13 protein-coding genes are annotated in these 16,556 nt (G+C 36.5%); all 13 read right to left on the minus strand.

Annotated features, from left to right (window positions below; all coding sequences use genetic code 11):
• Positions 1-52: 52 nt before the first annotated feature.
• The 13 genes from tssG to ABXG98_RS07315 all read right to left on the minus strand — a co-directional run bounded on the left by tssG (position 53) and on the right by ABXG98_RS07315 (position 16,538).
• A complete protein-coding gene (gene tssG / locus ABXG98_RS07255) occupies positions 53-1,039 on the minus strand; it encodes a type VI secretion system baseplate subunit TssG (protein ID WP_353538038.1) in 987 nt (328 codons plus the stop codon).
• Positions 1,036-2,868: a type VI secretion system baseplate subunit TssF gene (gene tssF / locus ABXG98_RS07260; RefSeq protein WP_353538039.1), complete on the minus strand. Its 1,833-nt coding sequence runs from the start codon at positions 2,866-2,868 to the stop codon at positions 1,036-1,038. The genes tssG and tssF overlap by 4 nt, the downstream gene beginning before the upstream one ends.
• On the minus strand, positions 2,868-3,356 hold the full coding sequence (gene tssE / locus ABXG98_RS07265; RefSeq protein ID WP_353538040.1) for a type VI secretion system baseplate subunit TssE: 489 nt from the start codon (positions 3,354-3,356) through the stop codon (positions 2,868-2,870). The genes tssF and tssE overlap by 1 nt, the downstream gene beginning before the upstream one ends.
• A 249-nt stretch (positions 3,357-3,605) precedes the next feature.
• The gene (locus ABXG98_RS07270; RefSeq protein WP_353538041.1) at positions 3,606-4,385 is read right to left on the minus strand and encodes a type VI secretion system accessory protein TagJ; all 780 of its coding nucleotides are present in this window, start codon (positions 4,383-4,385) and stop codon (positions 3,606-3,608) included.
• Between the two features lie 18 nt (positions 4,386-4,403).
• Positions 4,404-5,936 carry a type VI secretion system contractile sheath large subunit gene (tssC, locus tag ABXG98_RS07275; RefSeq protein WP_353538042.1) on the minus strand — a complete coding sequence of 511 codons (1,533 nt, stop codon included), beginning with the start codon at positions 5,934-5,936 and terminating at the stop codon, positions 4,404-4,406.
• A gap of 45 nt (positions 5,937-5,981) precedes the next feature.
• Complete coding sequence (tssC, locus tag ABXG98_RS07280) at positions 5,982-7,469, minus strand: type VI secretion system contractile sheath large subunit (protein ID WP_353538043.1); 1,488 nt, start codon at positions 7,467-7,469, stop codon at positions 5,982-5,984.
• On the minus strand, positions 7,469-7,969 hold the full coding sequence (gene tssB, locus ABXG98_RS07285; protein ID WP_353538044.1) for a type VI secretion system contractile sheath small subunit: 501 nt from the start codon (positions 7,967-7,969) through the stop codon (positions 7,469-7,471). Before tssB ends, tssC (ABXG98_RS07280) begins: the two co-directional genes overlap by 1 nt.
• Before the next feature lie 48 nt (positions 7,970-8,017).
• Complete coding sequence (gene tssA / locus ABXG98_RS07290; RefSeq protein ID WP_353538045.1) at positions 8,018-9,127, minus strand: type VI secretion system protein TssA; 1,110 nt, start codon at positions 9,125-9,127, stop codon at positions 8,018-8,020.
• Positions 9,128-9,308: 181 nt separating this feature from the next.
• Positions 9,309-10,082 carry a PP2C family protein-serine/threonine phosphatase gene (locus ABXG98_RS07295; protein WP_353538046.1) on the minus strand — a complete coding sequence of 258 codons (774 nt, stop codon included), beginning with the start codon at positions 10,080-10,082 and terminating at the stop codon, positions 9,309-9,311.
• Positions 10,083-10,084: 2 nt separating this feature from the next.
• Positions 10,085-10,798 carry a type VI secretion system-associated protein TagF gene (gene tagF / locus ABXG98_RS07300; protein ID WP_353538047.1) on the minus strand — a complete coding sequence of 238 codons (714 nt, stop codon included), beginning with the start codon at positions 10,796-10,798 and terminating at the stop codon, positions 10,085-10,087.
• Positions 10,780-14,328: a type VI secretion system membrane subunit TssM gene (gene tssM, locus ABXG98_RS07305; RefSeq protein ID WP_353538048.1), complete on the minus strand. Its 3,549-nt coding sequence runs from the start codon at positions 14,326-14,328 to the stop codon at positions 10,780-10,782. The genes tagF and tssM overlap by 19 nt, the downstream gene beginning before the upstream one ends.
• Positions 14,329-14,347: 19 nt before the next feature.
• Entirely contained in the window at positions 14,348-15,643 is a 1,296-nt protein-coding gene (gene tssL / locus ABXG98_RS07310; RefSeq protein ID WP_353538049.1) for a type VI secretion system protein TssL, long form, read from the minus strand.
• Between the two features lie 148 nt (positions 15,644-15,791).
• A complete protein-coding gene (locus ABXG98_RS07315) occupies positions 15,792-16,538 on the minus strand; it encodes a hypothetical protein (RefSeq protein ID WP_353538050.1) in 747 nt (248 codons plus the stop codon).
• Positions 16,539-16,556 lie beyond the last annotated feature (18 nt).

The raw sequence follows: 16,556 nt of genomic DNA on the forward strand, positions 1-16,556 counted from the left end.
AAATGTTATTTTAGGTACATTACTTCTTCGGTTATAGCCTTAAAATTTCTAACTATAATGGGAGTAAATATATTTTTTGTTTATTACTTTCTCTTGTTACTAAACCACAGCCTAGCCCTAAAGGTATTGCGTGTTTAGATAATTGAACTTTAGGTATATCAGGCTCTTTTACCTCTAATTGCATTTTATATTTGATGGTACTACCAAGATATTTTCTAATTAATTTCTTCAATAGCTTGTTTTCTGTTTCACTAGGCAATAACAATTGCATACTTTGGTAAGACTTAGGTTTGAGAACAATGCCAATAGCAGAATTTATGTCCCATACTTTACTTCCTATGGTTGCATCCTTACCTAATGACGCATATTGACCTTCTGGTGTTTTTCTCCCTCCTAGACGAGTTCTGTCTGTCGGTGCAAGTTTATGCCACTGACCTTGAAACTGCTTGATTGAAACTTCACATTGGGTAAAGTCCTCTATCAGCTGCGTTAGCCCGTCTATTGTTCTAATGCTTTTGTTAAAAATTCCAGCATAATATTTCATTATGCTTTCATTACCTGAAAGCTGGTCAAGCACTTCGGTATATGAGTCAGTTGCTAACTGTTGATCTTTTTGATAATTGATCGCAAAACGATACTTTTCCCAAGCGCGATAAAAAAGTGAAATAAGGCGATGATTAAACAAATCATAAAAATCTCTCATGCCAGTGTCTTTCATTTTCAACCTAGCTAATACGAGTTCACTATAATGCTGAGGTAACACACCACTAGCACCTGTTAAACCCATAAATGAAACATTCATATCGACTGAAATTTGTTCCTGATCATTTGTTTTTTTTGCTTCAATTTTACTAATTGATTGCCCAGGAAAGCCAAGATGTTGATCAACTTTAAACCTCACAAGTTCATTTTTAGGCAAGCTGTCGTACCCTACTTTGTTATGTTGAGATTTACTCGTAGCAATTTGCTGCTGTAACAAAAACACGGCTTTATAAAAATCAAATTCTGTGGGATTTTCAATTAATGTTTTTACACTCATAGTAATGGCGCCTTACCGGCTCTACTAGGCCAAGTGTGGCAAATTCCGTCATGATTTTTAAGCTTTACACTTAAACGAGTAAAGCTATTAATTGCCGCAAATTGTGCAAAAAAACGTTCTAAAATAGTACAAAAGAAATAGACGCCACTAGTTAAGTAATGTTCTTTTGCAAACGTCAAGAGAATATCGTTACCTGTACTAAAACCGACTAATCCTTTTTGATTAACACGCGCTGTAGTGGTTTTGATTTCAATATCAACTATATTATCAATTAGTGTTTTATTAGCCGGTGAACTTTTAAAATCATATAGCTTTAATACTTCTTTTAATTTATGTAATGCATTATCACCACTGAAACTATCTAACGATAAGTGACTGATAAGTTGCCACCTTGATGCATCACCCAATAATGCTCTAACAGGTAATGTAGGTGCTAATAAACACTTTACATTTTTGATAATATCAGCTCGTTCAGGGATAAACATTTTAGGTTCACCTGTACCAAAAGGCAGATGCGCGGGTAAATTTCGGTTACTACATTGCGCTTTAATACTTAGGAGCCAAGAACCATAGTCTTCATCCGCAGTAAAGCCTTTAAAGTGGTGATCTACTAATGATAAATATAACTCAGTACCAAATTCAGCATAACCTCCCGCCCAATTCGATGCTTCACGACGCGCATTCCAAAATAAATTATTTTGATCTAGGTAAGCAGGATGTGCTTCACCATAGAATGGTGTAACGGTAGTTTTATTATCTTTAGGATCAAAAGCGATCACTTCTTTGATATTAATAATTTCAGCAACCTCTGCATCTAAATACCGTGGTGAAAGCTTATATTCATATTCTGATGACTCAACCCTTACTGGTTCTAGTTCTTGTTCAAACAGGTTAATCACAGGGACACAACCAAGTAAAAAATTATTTACATTGATTTGTTTCTCTAGATCCTCTGCACTTTCTTTCAAATAAAAATAAATTTCAAATTTATCATCAATATTTGCCCAGCAACCTTCAAGATCATCAATATCAAAAAATAAAAATTTTTCCGGAAAAATAAAGTTTTCAACTAATAAACGATAACCAGATAAGGTTTTTTTACTATAAGGGACTACCTGTTGTTCATCTTCAAAACCGACAGCTTGTAAGTGCCGTTTTTCTAAATATTTGATGTTATTACTGTCACCACTTTTGGCTATTGCTAGGCCAATACAGTGCTCAAATAATAATTGATAAAGATGATAGGTTTGATGAGCTTGTCCATTTAAAAAAAAGCGAAGCTTAGTTAAACCTAAATTGGCCATAGTCACATCTTCAAATTCACCTTGTATAGTGAGTTTTACAATAGCCTTCGGTCTCGTGTGCCAAATAGGCTCTGGCGCTTTGAAAGGGGCATTTTGAAATTGAGCATTAACCACTTCAACTGGCCATAGCATGGTGTCATAGCAAGTTTTAAAATGACAAGTTTTCATGCCCTCTACTTGCGTATCTACCTTAGTATCTTTAGGTAATAACACACCAGTGGTTGAGATGTTCTCTGTCACCATTTTAATGACTGTCATTGATGGAATTGGTGCTTGATAATCAGGATACAGCTGTCCAATCAAAGCCTCAGTTAACTCTGGAAAACTGTCGTCGAGTTTTTGTCTTATCTGGGCTGTTAACAAAGAAAACGCTTCGATTAAACGAGATACATGAGGGTCTTCAACATGCTCATCGCTTAAACGTAATCGGCCAGCCAACTTGGGATAGTTAGCTGCAAACTCAGCCCCCATATGACGTATAAAAGCTAGCTCTCTATTATAATATTTTAATAAATCTTCATTCATCAGATTGTCTCAAGTATTTTAAGGCCCAAATTTACGGGTTCAACTTCTGAGTCAAAGGTAATATATTCAGGCTCTGGGTCGGCATAGAGTAATGCGTTAATACGTAGTCTCATGACCCTATCTAGAGGCTGTTCGTTATTAATAGCTTCAACATCTACTTCAATAAAGCGAGGCTCAAAACGTTTGATAGTATCTGCTACTTGTTGACATAACAATTGCCTGCCTTCTAAGCTAGCAACTGTCATACTTGAAAAATCATGAAGGCCATAGTTGAGTAATGAGGTATCTAATTCTTGAAAGTTTTCAGGCCAAGAGAGCCATTGAATTTTACTATTAAGTAAGTTTTCAAGGTCACGCCTAACATTTGCCCGTAACTGTTTTAAATTAAGGCCTTTGTTTGCTTCTTTTGGATCGGGATCACTGGGAGATTCATCGATCAGCCTATCTAGGATTGAGGCTTGAATTAGCTGTTGGTTTGTTATACGCACAGGTTTTCCAAATATCTTCCATAATACTTATTAATTAAGCCTATCTTAATTAAGTCATTAATAAATAACCTAATCAGTGAGTGTATGCTTAGCTAATAATATAAATCCTTCATTGAGATTTATAATACGGGTAAATTATAAAAATGTTAAGTACAAATTAATGACGCGTAATTGCGATATTGTTAATAAAACTAGAAACGCGTATTTCATTAATTAATACTTCTATACGGGTGATTCTTTTATATAAAACTAGCAACTCAGCGTTCTAAAGTCTGACATTGGCATTGCTTGGTCATTGACAAACCACATTTTCTGACCAACTCCGGTTATAACCTCAGTTGTGATCTCTTGCCAATCGGTTTCTCTTCCTAGTTTTTCTGCGTCGGTTTCACTATTAGCATATACCAAGGGAATATGTGCTTCTCCACAAGGTCCATCTTTTATACTCAATTCAACCCTTCTCCATACTTGTTCGATTAAGGATTGAACAGGCTTGAAATGGATGTAATCAATGTTTGATAACTGTGCGATATAATATTTTCCGTCGGTACCAAATATTTCAATAAAACCGCCTAGTGTATCGTCTAAATCGCGTATTTCGGCAACATCGTGCTCGTTTAGCTTAACTGAAACTTTTGGCCGTTCATTTTCAAGGATCAAACTAGTATTACTTAGGTTTTGTTTGTCATCCTGATTCATTTCTACTCGTAACTTCATAAACGCTTCAATGTGTGCATCTAACTCGGTAAACACACTTGGTACTGATTTTCCAAGTAGACAATCTTGTCGACTTTGCTCGGCTCTGATCAGTTGCCTTAAATTTGATGCACCAATCAAGTAGTCAGGGTGCTTTTGCACTATATTGTTTAACTGCTTATCAGCACGTTCCAGTTCACCATTAATGCAAAGTAGTTCGATTAAACTACTCTTTAAACTGACATTGAGCGGATCTTCTTTTAACTGTGTTTCAATATAACTAATACAGTCGGTTAGTTTTGCTGCTTGAAGCATTTCTTGAATTTTTTTCATTATAATTCCTTTTGAGCGTTAATCTTTTGGAGTTAACTCGGTAACTAATTTTATACTTGAAACCATTTGGTCTAACTGAAAATGAGGTTGTAATTGTACAGTTGAATAGTAATGTCCTGGCTTTCCACGCATTTCTTTAACTTTCACCTTTGCACTCTGTAATGGATATTTACAGCGTACCTCATCAGACGCTGTATCTGATGCCGTAGTATATTGATGAAGCCAATTTTGTAGTTCTCGTTCACATAATTCAGCGTTGTTATAGGTACCTATTTTTTCTCGTCCCAATACTTTTACGTAATGAGCAAACCTTGAAACGCATAATATGTACTGCAACATAGACGATAATTTTGCATTAACGGTTGCAGCTAAAGAATCGTATTCATCAGGTTTTTGAGTAGATGAGTTACTATAAAAAACTAAATGTTCACTACCTGGTATCGCGGATAATGGAATAAAACCACTATCTGATAGTGCTTTTTCTGCACGGTCACTGATTAACAAGTTAATTGGCGGCTTTGATCTTCCACGATATAAATCAGTTGCGTATTGACACACGGGTAAATCACACACTAATCCTTTATTTATTTTACCCGGCTGCATTCCTCTAATTTGTCCGAACCAAGCAGACTCAGCAAAAGCACGAATGAGAACACCACCAAAAGCGAATGCAGAATTGCCCCATAAATGATCTTTTTGTGGGTTTTTAATTATTTCTTTGAACTGAAATGCTTCGTTGCGGCTACCATCATTTTTATAGGGCGTTCTCATTAACACATACGGCAGTGTTAATCCTAAGAAACGTGCATCATCCATTACACGTAATGAATTCCATTTGGTATACTCTATTTGGTTAAAAGTATGAGTAAAGTCTAGATGTGATACTAAATCAGAGAAATCATCAGCACCAAAGAATGACGGATGAGCTGATGCTATAAAAGGTGCAAATGCCGCAGCCGCAGTTCGAGAAATTTCTTTAAGCGTATCTATATCGTTTGTTGATATCCCTTTTTTATTTCTGTGCGATATTTGATAGTTACCAATGATTACACCAAAAGGCTCTCCCCCTGACATATCATATTCATTATTATAAATAAGCTTAAAAAAGTCACTTTGATCAAATTCAATTGCTTTGTTGATATCTTTGGTTAAGGTTTGCCAACTACAATCAAGCACTTTAATTTTTATCTTTTGATTCTTATCGTTATTTTCCTTTTGAGTGACTAAATAAGACACACCACGCCATGCAGACTCGAGTGCTTGAAATTCTTTATGGTGAATAATGCAATTAACTTGATTAGAAATCTGTTTGTCAATACCGGCTATCGCTTTTCTCAACAGACTAAGTACTGTGATTCTGTCTAATTTTTCAATGTTATGACTTGAATTTTCAAGCCATAACATTAATGATTTGGTCACATTGGTTTCACGCAAAAAACGCTCAACCAAATGCTTATTATGAATTTGTTGAGTTGACGGTTTACTGGCGTAATTAATAGCTTCTTCTGTGAATACTTCATCTGCTACAAATGAAATTGCTTCCTGCATCATACTAATATCTTGTCCTATCAACCCATTAACTCAACGTATTATCAATTAACCAATACTAGGAATTTTAGCTACCAAACGTAATGACGCGGTTAGCTCTTCCATTTGTAACCAAGGGCGTAACCATGCAACCGCATTGTAGGCTCCCGGTTGGCCTGGGATCTCTTTTACCACTACTTTAGCATCTGCTAATGGATATTTAGCTCGAATATCTTGACCACCACCTTCTGAAGCATTAACAAAAGACAAAATCCAACGGTTTAACCAAGCTTCAACATCATCAGATTCCATAAAACTACCGATTTTATCGCGAGCCATAACCTTGAGGTAATGTGCAAAGCGAGAAGTTGCCATTAAGTATGGAAGTCTTGCTGAAATTGCTGCATTAGCTGTGGCATCATGACTAGAGAAAATCTGTGGCTTTTGACAGGTTTGTGCACCAAAAAACACAGCATAATCAGTATGTTTATAATGGCATAACGGTAAGAACCCTAATTTACTAAGTTCTGCCTCACGACGGTCAGTAATACCAATTTCAGTTGGACATTTAAGATCAGGATCACCATCGTCACTAGTGAAAATGTGGGCAGGAAGTCCTTCAACTTTACCTCCTCCTTCTGCACCGCGAATTGCGGTACAAAATCCATATTTACTATATGCTTGTCCCATATTAGTTGCCATTACATAAGATGCATTCATCCAACAGTAACTATTATGATCGGCAGTTTTTGAGCGTGCACCTGTTTCGTCCAACTCTAACTCTTCGTAGCTAAATTCTTCAACTGGCTTGGTGGCTTCACCGTAAGGAAGACGAGCAAGCACTCTAGGCATGGTTAACGTAACAAAACGAGAATCATCACTATCTCTAAATGAGCGCCATTTTGTATACTCTAACGATTCAAATACTTTTTCCAAATCACGAGGTTTGCTTAATTCTGTCCAGTCATCAAAACCAAATAAAGAAGATCCTGACGCTGAAATGAACGGGCAAAAACCAGCCGCCGCAACATTAGACATTAATGATAATGTTTCTATATCTTCTGGATGATTACTAAACTCATAATCTCCAACAATACAACCGTAGGGCTCGCCACCTGGCGTACCAAATTCAGCTTCATATATTTTTTTAAATGTTTGGCTTTGATCAAATTCAACCGCTTTACTTAAGTCTTTATGAAGTTCTTTTTTGCTTAAATTCATAATACGTATTTTTAAGGTTTCATTTGTTTCTGAATTTTGAACTGTGTGATGAAGACCACGCCAACTTCCTTCAAGTTTTTGAAATTCATCATTATGCATAATAGCAGCAAGTTGCTTTGAAATAGTTTCATCAATTGCTTTGATTGCTTGGTTAAAGGTAATGGTAAGATTTTTATTCCATTGCACTGTACCTTTTAGAGCTTCTTCAGTTAACGAGCGAATAAGCTCTTCGGCACGAGAAGAATCTGTTTGCTTAGTGGCATCAATGGCTTGATCTAAAATAGAAAAGCTAGCTGCTTCGGTAGGTTGTTCTAAAGTTTCGGCTTCCGTGCTCATTATTCTGCTCCTTGAATATCTAATTCATTCGCTAATTTGTCTAAGCTTGTAGTATTACTTAATACATCTTCTAAAATATTTTCTAAATCTTCACTGCGATCAACTTTTGTCATCAAATCACGTAATTTATTGCGTGTTTCCATTAATTTTTTCAGCGGGTCAACCTGATTAACAATGGCTGCTGGTTCAAAGTCATTTAATGAATGAAAATCTAAGGCAACTTTTAATTCAGAGTCATCATCAACTAAGGTATTATCCACGGCAATTTCTAGCTTGGGATTCATACGATTTAAAACATCATCAAAATTATCACGATCAATTTGGACAAATCGACGATCTTTTAATGGTTTTAAGTTGGCTGTGTTATGACCAGAAAAATCTCCCGTAATACCAATCACAAAAGGGAGCTCTTTTTTTACAACCGCTCCTTCTGTTTCTATGTCATAGGTAATATGAACACGGGGCTTTCTAACTCTTTTTAATTTATCATGTATACTCATGAGATTTCCTTTCATTTATTAAATTATGCAGCGTTTATCTGCTTTACGTTATGATTTTTCTTCTGTTTTTATTCCAGATAATTTGAAAAAGCCGTTACGTGCTTCACCATCCTGAATGAGTTCTTGCAGTAATTCGGGAAGAGAGAGTTCACTCCACCTTATCACTTGCTCTATAGCATAAGACATTGGCGAATGAGGCTCTGTTTTTCGAAAAAAGCCAGCAATAGAACCTAAGTTTTCTATGGCTTGCACTCTAGAGCTTATTTGTTGATGTATGCCTTCTTCAGCCTCTAAACTAATGTCGCCATTATTAGCGTTTGTATTTATTTCTAACAATTTATTAGCTTCTGCTGACTTTTTTAATGCTTTTTCAGCTAGTTGTTTGACACATATTGAGCAGGCTTGCATGGCTTTACTTATGTAACTTGTGGGTTGAGGAGCACCACCCATAGCAGCATCCATGACGCTGGACAAACGATTAAATGCTGTTATAGCATTTTCAATATTCTCATTTAGTTCGATAAAATAACTATCAGGTGTTTCCTTAATCGCGATATTTACATCGTCCAAGGAGACTGCGCCTGCTTCAATTTTTTTGACTTGTTTCTCTTGATCTAATCGATTGACTTCAAGTGCTTGCTCGTATTGCCAAGTTGAATATGGCCCTTGAGATTGTCCTTTGATTATAAGAATAGATTTTATTGGTTGTATTAATGAGCCTTCACTTTCTATACCGTTCAAGCCGATAAGCGGCGCAAGTCGTTCTGATAAGTCTTTTGGGTCTGGAATGGGATACAGGTTATGCCAGTATTGCTCTATTAGTTCAGATGCTACGGTGAAGCCAAGCGCTAATCCTGCAAAACCATGTAATCGGCAGAGTGCCTCAATTAACCAAGCGACAAACTCTAAATCTTTGCAGCTATGTTGTAATTCGTAGGGGATTTTTTCAAGAATAGGTCGCCAATCTGATGCAATGGCTAAAACATCATCGTCATCAATTAATGCTTTACGTTCTTTGGCTCTAGCTGCGTTTCGAATATCTTTTAGGAGATAGTATGTTGATGTGGGAGAAATGTCATCTCGGGGGTTTAAACCTGTTTCTGATTCATCAGATATAGGTAAAACAACATCATCGAGTTTAAAAAGTAGCGCAGCCAAGAAAAGTCCTTATTATTTTCATAAATCCATTTAACTGATTTGTTATAACAAACCAACGAAGCAATGATAAACCAAGATGAGAATAGATAGCAACAAAAGATTCTACTTTTACTAAAATTTTAAATATCAATATCTTTTCAACATTGCATGAATGACCTTAACCAATAGTTAGCCGTTATTACTAGGTAAAAACAGGAATTGTTGCATCATCATTATCGTAAATAGCGCTACTCTCAGCTAAATTATTTTTCACTATTATGCAAGTCACATTATCACGTGCGTTACGAACTAAAGAAGCATGCATGAGCGCCATACCTGCATCGATGATATTACCCGGTTGTAATGCTTTCTCTATTTCTATATCACTGACTTCCTTATTTAGACCGTCGCTGCATAATAACAAAACATCTCCCAACTTAAGCTCTTCGGTTATCACATCCACGTCTAATTTTGCATCTACACCTACAGCACGCGTTATAACATTGGCTAGCGGATGACTTTCAGCTTCTTCTTTGCGAAGAATACCTTCATCAACCATATCATTAACTTGGCTATGATCTTTAGTGATCTGTTGTAATTTATTATCTCTGAGTAAATAGCCACGACTGTCACCTACCCATAACAGTGAATAGTGGTTGTCATTTACCCATAACACGACTACTGTGCTACCAACCACATTGCCTGAAAACTGGGTTTCACTCATACGTTGTAATTTTTGGTTACTTTCTTGAAGTGCATTTTTTAGTGTATCGATGTCTAGTTGATCCATTGTGCAGTGCTCAACTGCTTGCTGAATGGTATCAATAACCAATTGGCTTGCAACATCACCTGCAGCATGACCACCCATGCCATCAGCAACAACCCAAATGCCTAGTTGTGGCAATTCCAAAAACGCATCTTCGTTAATTTTTCTAACCGTACCACGATGGGTTTGGGCATGACTTGAGAGCGGCATACTTAATCCTTTATTTTGCTAATATTCCAGTTATTTTCTTGCCATTGGCCATTTAACATTGCTGCAAATTGACCTACCTGAGGTAAACCTTCAGTGACAATAAGGCAAGGTTCTACCAAGGCAGACCCTAACGTCCACCACAAGCTATAACGCCCATAATGATGGGTATATTGTTGATGTAATAAATCAACAAGCTTAGGTGAAAACTCGCCTTTTATTACCCATGCCTTTTTTAACTTGTCTTCAGATTCATAATTCTCTGTTGCACTACTTGGCTCACAAAGATCAATAACGTAATCATTTAGCTGTAAACACCAAGTATCAAGTTCAAATTCATCTTCAAGCACAGCTAAAATAGTTTCATTAAACTTTTCAGACCAAGTATTTTGATACCAAGCATCAAGTGCTGAGTGCTTATGCTCAAATGCTAGGGTAAAAGGAAAATGTCGATTGACTTGATCAATACTAGGAATAATTGTGCCTAGTACAGCTGAATCACTACAAATGCCCGGCGAAAGTGAAAAGTGCCAAATAGGGCTAGTTAAATAACAGTTTAACCAATCATCTTCAAGTTGCTCCTTGCTCACAGCTAAAACCGCTTGCAGCCATTCATTCCAATGTTTTAAAAAATCATCACTTAAATTGTTTTGTATGAAATCACCTTTGCATGGTATTTTCCCACAAAATCCGATGTTGCTTACAGGGTTGTTGGACATGAAAAGCGCTCCATATTAACCATCCAAAATGGGTTATTTACACTGTCAGCAATAAATCTTAGGTTGGCGTTATATCCACTTAATGTGATTTTCAATAACCCATCGTTTTTGGTTTCTGGTCTTTGCTGGCCTAAATCATCTAAAAACTTGAACAGAGACCATTCGCCTGTATATTTTTTATTCATTGAACGTCCACCGTTAGGCGGAGTAAACGCTATACGTGTTTCACTATTCGCACTAGTGCCGGGCCATATAAATTGCTCTTTACGGGTTGGACCATGGCGATAGTTTAGCTGCTGACCATCAATTTCGAGCATAAACTGACTGACATTGCGGTCAAGATATTGAGGCTCAAGACTAAAATCAATACTTGGCTGTTTGTTATCTAATTCAAAAAAGGCTTCTCTAATCACATGTGCCCTTTGATACATAACTAATATATTGTTACTTATGCCAATATTTTTGGTAAAGCGCCAAGGTGATTTGCTGGTGTCTACATGTGCAGCTAAATACTTAGTCCAAAACTTATCTAACGTTCCACCATAAGCAAAAAAACGACTAAAGTCTTTTAGTCTGACTTCTCTTGTAGTCGAACGATTAAAAGGATAACGACCTTTAATCGCTCTTCTATATTCTGCAAGAACCTTCGACTTCCAAATGCCATTTAAACGTTGGTTTTGGTTAACCTGAGCAAACCCTTTGGTTCGAACAGCAATAGGTAAAAGCCAATCAGATAGCGGAAAAGGGAGGTCTGAAACTTGGGAGCTCAATTTGCCACCCAGAGATAAAAACTGGCTTTCTAATTGTTGATTCATTTGAGCCACAGTTTGTTGTCTGGTTACAGATACTTTATCGATACTGCGATTAATAAGTCTTATCGTTCCTTGTATTTCATCGAGCTGTTTAATGTCTATGGTTAATAAATCAGTAAATGCAAATTCAACTTCCTTACCAGGCAAGTCAACTTCAATATCCAATGGTTGCTTTGGCAATAAACGAGTAATTCGTGATTTTTTTGACGAAAACAATACACTTGAGGCACTTTTTGCAACATCTGTTGCTGCCTTAGCATTTTTTGATAAAGGTATTTTGGTTAATTGGACATTCTTTTGTACTGCTGCAATGATACTTTTAATAGGTGCATCAGGGCTTGCTAATGAACGAGTGATCTCTGCTCCATCATCTAAAGAGTCTAGCGTTTTAATGGTTAAGTCACTCAGGAAGTCTTCCCAGTAAAAAATGTAATCTCGAATATATTTTTCTTCTAATTGCTCCGTTATTTTTAATTTTGTTTTATCGTCAAGCGCATTAAGATCATCACCATAAACCCAACTATCTTCGATCAATCGTTTGATAATTCTATTTTTTTCAATGCTGAAAATGCCATGAAAGCCATTATAGGTATATAACCCAGGAATTCCCTGATCAAAGGTGCGTCCACTTTGAAAAGCAAACCCTTGTAAACTGTCAAAACTCAAAATATCTATTAATTTAAAATCAGGAATACTTGAATCAATAAAATCACTTTTTAATCGCTGGTAGGCGCGTTCTACTAGCGGCAGCATAGTTAACGTTTGTCTCGCGCTCAAAACCACTGATTCATTATAATCACTACCCCGAATTCCGTTTTCTAGTAAAGTAGATAAATGCTGATTGAGATCATTTCTGATACTTGTATTAATTGAACCTGGTATTGCTCTGTCAACGTAGGCTGAAAACCAAATTTTAATGTCTTCCTCTTGATAATATTGAGGGTTAAATAACATTAAATAGGTCTTAAGTGTTTCATATACATAGTTTAAATGTGTTGAATTATTTAACATTTCTTGTGTTAATGCTTTCGTTACGAAAGGTAATAAATAGGCTTGCAAAGCTCTTTCATAGGCTGCACTTGCCGGTTGTTTTAATTTATCACCTTGGTAGAGTCCCAAAGTATGAGCATCTTCACTTTGTTCATTGTTATAACCCACAGGAAAATTTCTGAGTGCGCTTAGCCCTTTTGTTAGGGTGATTACTTCAGTTTGCGCAGTTAAACCGCCTGAGGTTACTTCTTGATAGGTGGTTAATGCTTTTTTTGTTTCATCAACCAATTGACTATTCCACGCATAACTTGACCACCAACCATAGCTAAAGAATATGGTCACTAACGATGCTAACACAATCGAGCTGCGTCTGATCAAAAGGCTCTGCTTGTCATGTTGACGATTAGTTGAAGCCAAGTTTTTTTCCGGGAACACAACATCTTCAAGCAACCGCTTGATAAAGTAACTACGTTGATTCTTTACTTCACAACTTTTACTTTGTGGTTGAGTACCCGTTGCCAGTGTTGACGAAAGATGATCAATTGGCGTGCCCTCTTGCGTTGCACTGGTGAGGTAAACACCACGTAACAACGGTGCTTCTTCATAAGCATTGGGAGAAAATATTTCCTTTAGAAAGTCATCGGCAGCACTTTGTAATAAACGTAGTTGTTTTGGAAATTCATATATTGCGGCTCTGCGCTCAAGATCTCGTTCATTTTTTAGTCGGGTATTAATTCTGCTATTAAGGCTACTTAATAAACCATGAAATTCCTTATTAAAACTACTAACAATGCTTTCTTGCTCATCTTCTATAGTTAATGGAAAGGTAACTCCCCAAATTTGCTCGCAATCTTCTTTTGCAAAATCATCAAAAAACTCATTAAAACCAGCAATTAGATCAGATTTTGAAAATAGAACATAAACAGGGAACGTCATACCAAGTTGGTTTTGTAATTCTTGTAAGCGTTGTTTTATCGCCCGCGCATGTAAATTACGTTCTGTTTTCGTTTGGTTTAATAATTCAGACATTCCCATACTGATTATTACCCCATTAATAGGACGTAAAGGTCTAAATTTTTTTAATAAACCTAAAAAACCTTGCCATGCACGAGCATCTTTTTTTGCATGGCTATCTTGTGTGGTATATCTACCCGCAGTATCAATTAACACCGCTTTATTGGTAAACCACCAGTCACAATGACGTGTTCCTCCTACACCTTCAATCATGTCCACGCCCATTTTTTCTTTCAATGGGTACTCTAAACCTGAATGTTGAATGGCCGTAGTTTTACCAGAGCCTGGAGGACCAATCATGATATACCAAGGCAATTCATAAATATTTTTATTATTGGCAAACTTAGTCGCTTTTAGTATATCAAGGGCTTGCAACATTTTTTTATGGAGTACATCTATCTCACTTTTAACGGCTTCATCAGTTGAGCTTTCTTCACCGCCCTCTTCACCATTAATTAGGTTATTCACCATTTCTTCACTTTGTTTTTTATCTTTCATTTTGCTGGTGAATTTTATCGCACCCCAAACGATAATAATAATTAACAACAATATGATACGAGCAGATATCGTTATTAAAGGTTCATAACCGGCAATAGCAATCAAGGGACCACCAAACCAAATTAAAAGGGCTAAACACGTGAAGCCGAAAATGGTAATCACTGTTTTGGACTTTAAAAAGGTGAACAATTGATTCGCTTTTTCTTTAAATGACATAACAATTCCCTGTGAACAACTAAAATAACAAGTCTATTTCTATTCGACGATTTAATGCTCGATTTTGAGCATTACTGTTTTCAAACCTAGGCTGCGACTCTCCAACGCCTTCAGGCCATAAACGCCCTTTTAAAGAAGCATTATTCGCAAGATAATTACCTATCGACGTTGCTCTGGCTAGCGAAAGGTGCCAATTAGACGGAAACTTGGTGGTAAAAATAGGTTCATCATCGGTATGGCCTGTAATTAATATTTTTCCTTGAGTACTTTCTAGCGTTCTAGCAATTTTTGCCAATATGGCTTCAAAGTCGGCTCGGGGTTGAGTGCTACCCGAAGAAAACAGATCGCCAGCGCCTATTCTGATGCGAACACGATCAGACAGTTGTTCAACTTCAAGTAAGTTTCGAGATATTTCGGTTTGCAATAACTGCTGCAAAACTAAAGCTTCATCACGACTCAGATTTTGCGTTTGTGAATTGTCGTTTTCATACCAAGGAACTAAAGAAACCAGCTCTTTATAAACCGTAGATGAGTAATTATTGATGTTGTAGCTAAATGCCATATAGATAAAAAGTAATACAACACCAAATAACGCACCTATAACCCACAGTGGAAATGGTTGTTGAAATTCATCATCATATATTACTTTGTCTCGCCAATTTGGTGAAAGCTCACGATGTAATTCTCCTTTAAAAGCCTGAACACTGTGGTACGCTTTATCTCTTAAATCTTCGAGTTTTTGTTCTCCCTGTGTTTCAACTTTCATCTTCCCAACAAAGCCAAGCGTTAAGCAAAGGTACATTAACTCTATCAACTGGTGTTTTTCAGCTGGGTTTTGCAGTGCGCTTTCCAAGATTGTGTAAAAATATTCCCCACCAAAGGTTTCATTATGGAACGTTGATAACAGACTTTCAGAAGCCCATACACTGTTGCCACCCCATGGCGTATTTAAAACCGTTTCATCTATAAAACTGCATAAACAATAACGTGCGGATTGAATATCTTCAGTAATAACATTTTCAGTACGAAGTGATTGTTCATAAGCTTTTATTAAGTCAACACATCGCAACCTTAGCGTATTTATATCATCGTTTTGTTTTGACGTTTTAAGCTTAATACAAGTAGATAATAGTGTACCTGCATTATCAACCAATGGATTGTTAGACATGGTTAACACCGTATTATAGGCACGACTGTCTACTTTCTTCTCACTGACAACCGTTTTAATTCCTTCCTGTGATGGAGCACTATCGGCTTTATTATGCAGGCTAGCACCTTTTCCGGGCCTAGGCTTTAGTATTGTTTTATCATTCACCGTAATATTTATCCTTAAATTAATAGCCGGTTTCCATTGAGAATTTGTTATAAAAACCGTTGAATTCTATCGTAAAAACATCCATAAACACGCTATCGTAAGTGTGGAGGTTTGTTGCAAATGCAATTAGTTATGATTGTTATGATTGTTATGAACACAACCAATAAACCAATACATTTACGTGGCTTAAAGCAAAATAGACATAACAAAATATCCTCGCTATATCTATGGCTTCATGTTTGTTTTCTTCTTTGTAACCATAAACAAAGAACACCACCAATGGCATACCAATAAAAGTACCCAGTAGAAACCACCAATAATGGTCGCTATACCAAGGTAATATTAGAGATGCTGGTATTAAAAATAGAACAACAAAAAGAGAAACTTCATCTTTGTTTTGTCTAGCTGGTAGGCGGTCAAATAAGGTGGCAGATAAAATAACAGCGATGAGTGCCCCATAGGTTAAATATGGCCAATGATTTAAAGCCGCTATTGCCGAATTTATTTTGAAAAGCAGTAAATCTCCATTGGTATAATATGCGAAATCAATTGATACGAATAAATCCCCTAGATAAGCGACTAATTGATAAAGCCCATAACCAAATAAAGCTAAAAAAACACTGCCAATGCTGTGGTTTTTCATGAGTTTTAGATCAAATTCAACCCATCGGTATTTATGAGCCACAACTTTTAAACCTACACCGTATAAAACTAACAGCATTAACATTATTAATGCATATACAAATTGAGACGAATAAAATAGCGCTAATAAGGGCGTAACAGCTATAACTAACTCACTGTTATGCTGACATTTTTCATGACCCGTTTTATAGTCACCATAAATAATGACAGGTATAAATAAAAACAATACTAATATAACGAGGTATAAATTCATTCACTTTGACCTAAAACC

Origin of the sequence: Colwellia sp. KU-HH00111 (assembly GCF_040362745.1) — a bacterium.
Lineage (GTDB): Bacteria > Pseudomonadota > Gammaproteobacteria > Enterobacterales > Alteromonadaceae > Colwellia.

Bases quoted from the DNA above. Each gene is read 5' to 3' on its own strand.
- tssF (WP_353538039.1), bottom strand. From the start codon at position 2,868: ATGAATGAAGATTTATTAAAATATTATAATAGAGAGCTAGCTTTTATA.
- tssB (WP_353538044.1), bottom strand. From the start codon at position 7,969: ATGAGTATACATGATAAATTAAAAAGAGTTAGAAAGCCCCGTGTTCAT.
- ABXG98_RS07315 (WP_353538050.1), bottom strand. From the start codon at position 16,538: ATGAATTTATACCTCGTTATATTAGTATTGTTTTTATTTATACCTGTC.
- tssC (WP_353538043.1), bottom strand. From the start codon at position 7,469: ATGAGCACGGAAGCCGAAACTTTAGAACAACCTACCGAAGCAGCTAGC.
- tssG (WP_353538038.1), bottom strand. From the start codon at position 1,039: ATGAGTGTAAAAACATTAATTGAAAATCCCACAGAATTTGATTTTTAT.
- tagF (WP_353538047.1), bottom strand. From the start codon at position 10,798: ATGTCCAACAACCCTGTAAGCAACATCGGATTTTGTGGGAAAATACCA.
- ABXG98_RS07295 (WP_353538046.1), bottom strand. From the start codon at position 10,082: ATGCCGCTCTCAAGTCATGCCCAAACCCATCGTGGTACGGTTAGAAAA.
- tssM (WP_353538048.1), bottom strand. From the start codon at position 14,328: ATGTCATTTAAAGAAAAAGCGAATCAATTGTTCACCTTTTTAAAGTCC.
- tssC (WP_353538042.1), bottom strand. From the start codon at position 5,936: ATGATGCAGGAAGCAATTTCATTTGTAGCAGATGAAGTATTCACAGAA.
- ABXG98_RS07270 (WP_353538041.1), bottom strand. From the start codon at position 4,385: ATGAAAAAAATTCAAGAAATGCTTCAAGCAGCAAAACTAACCGACTGT.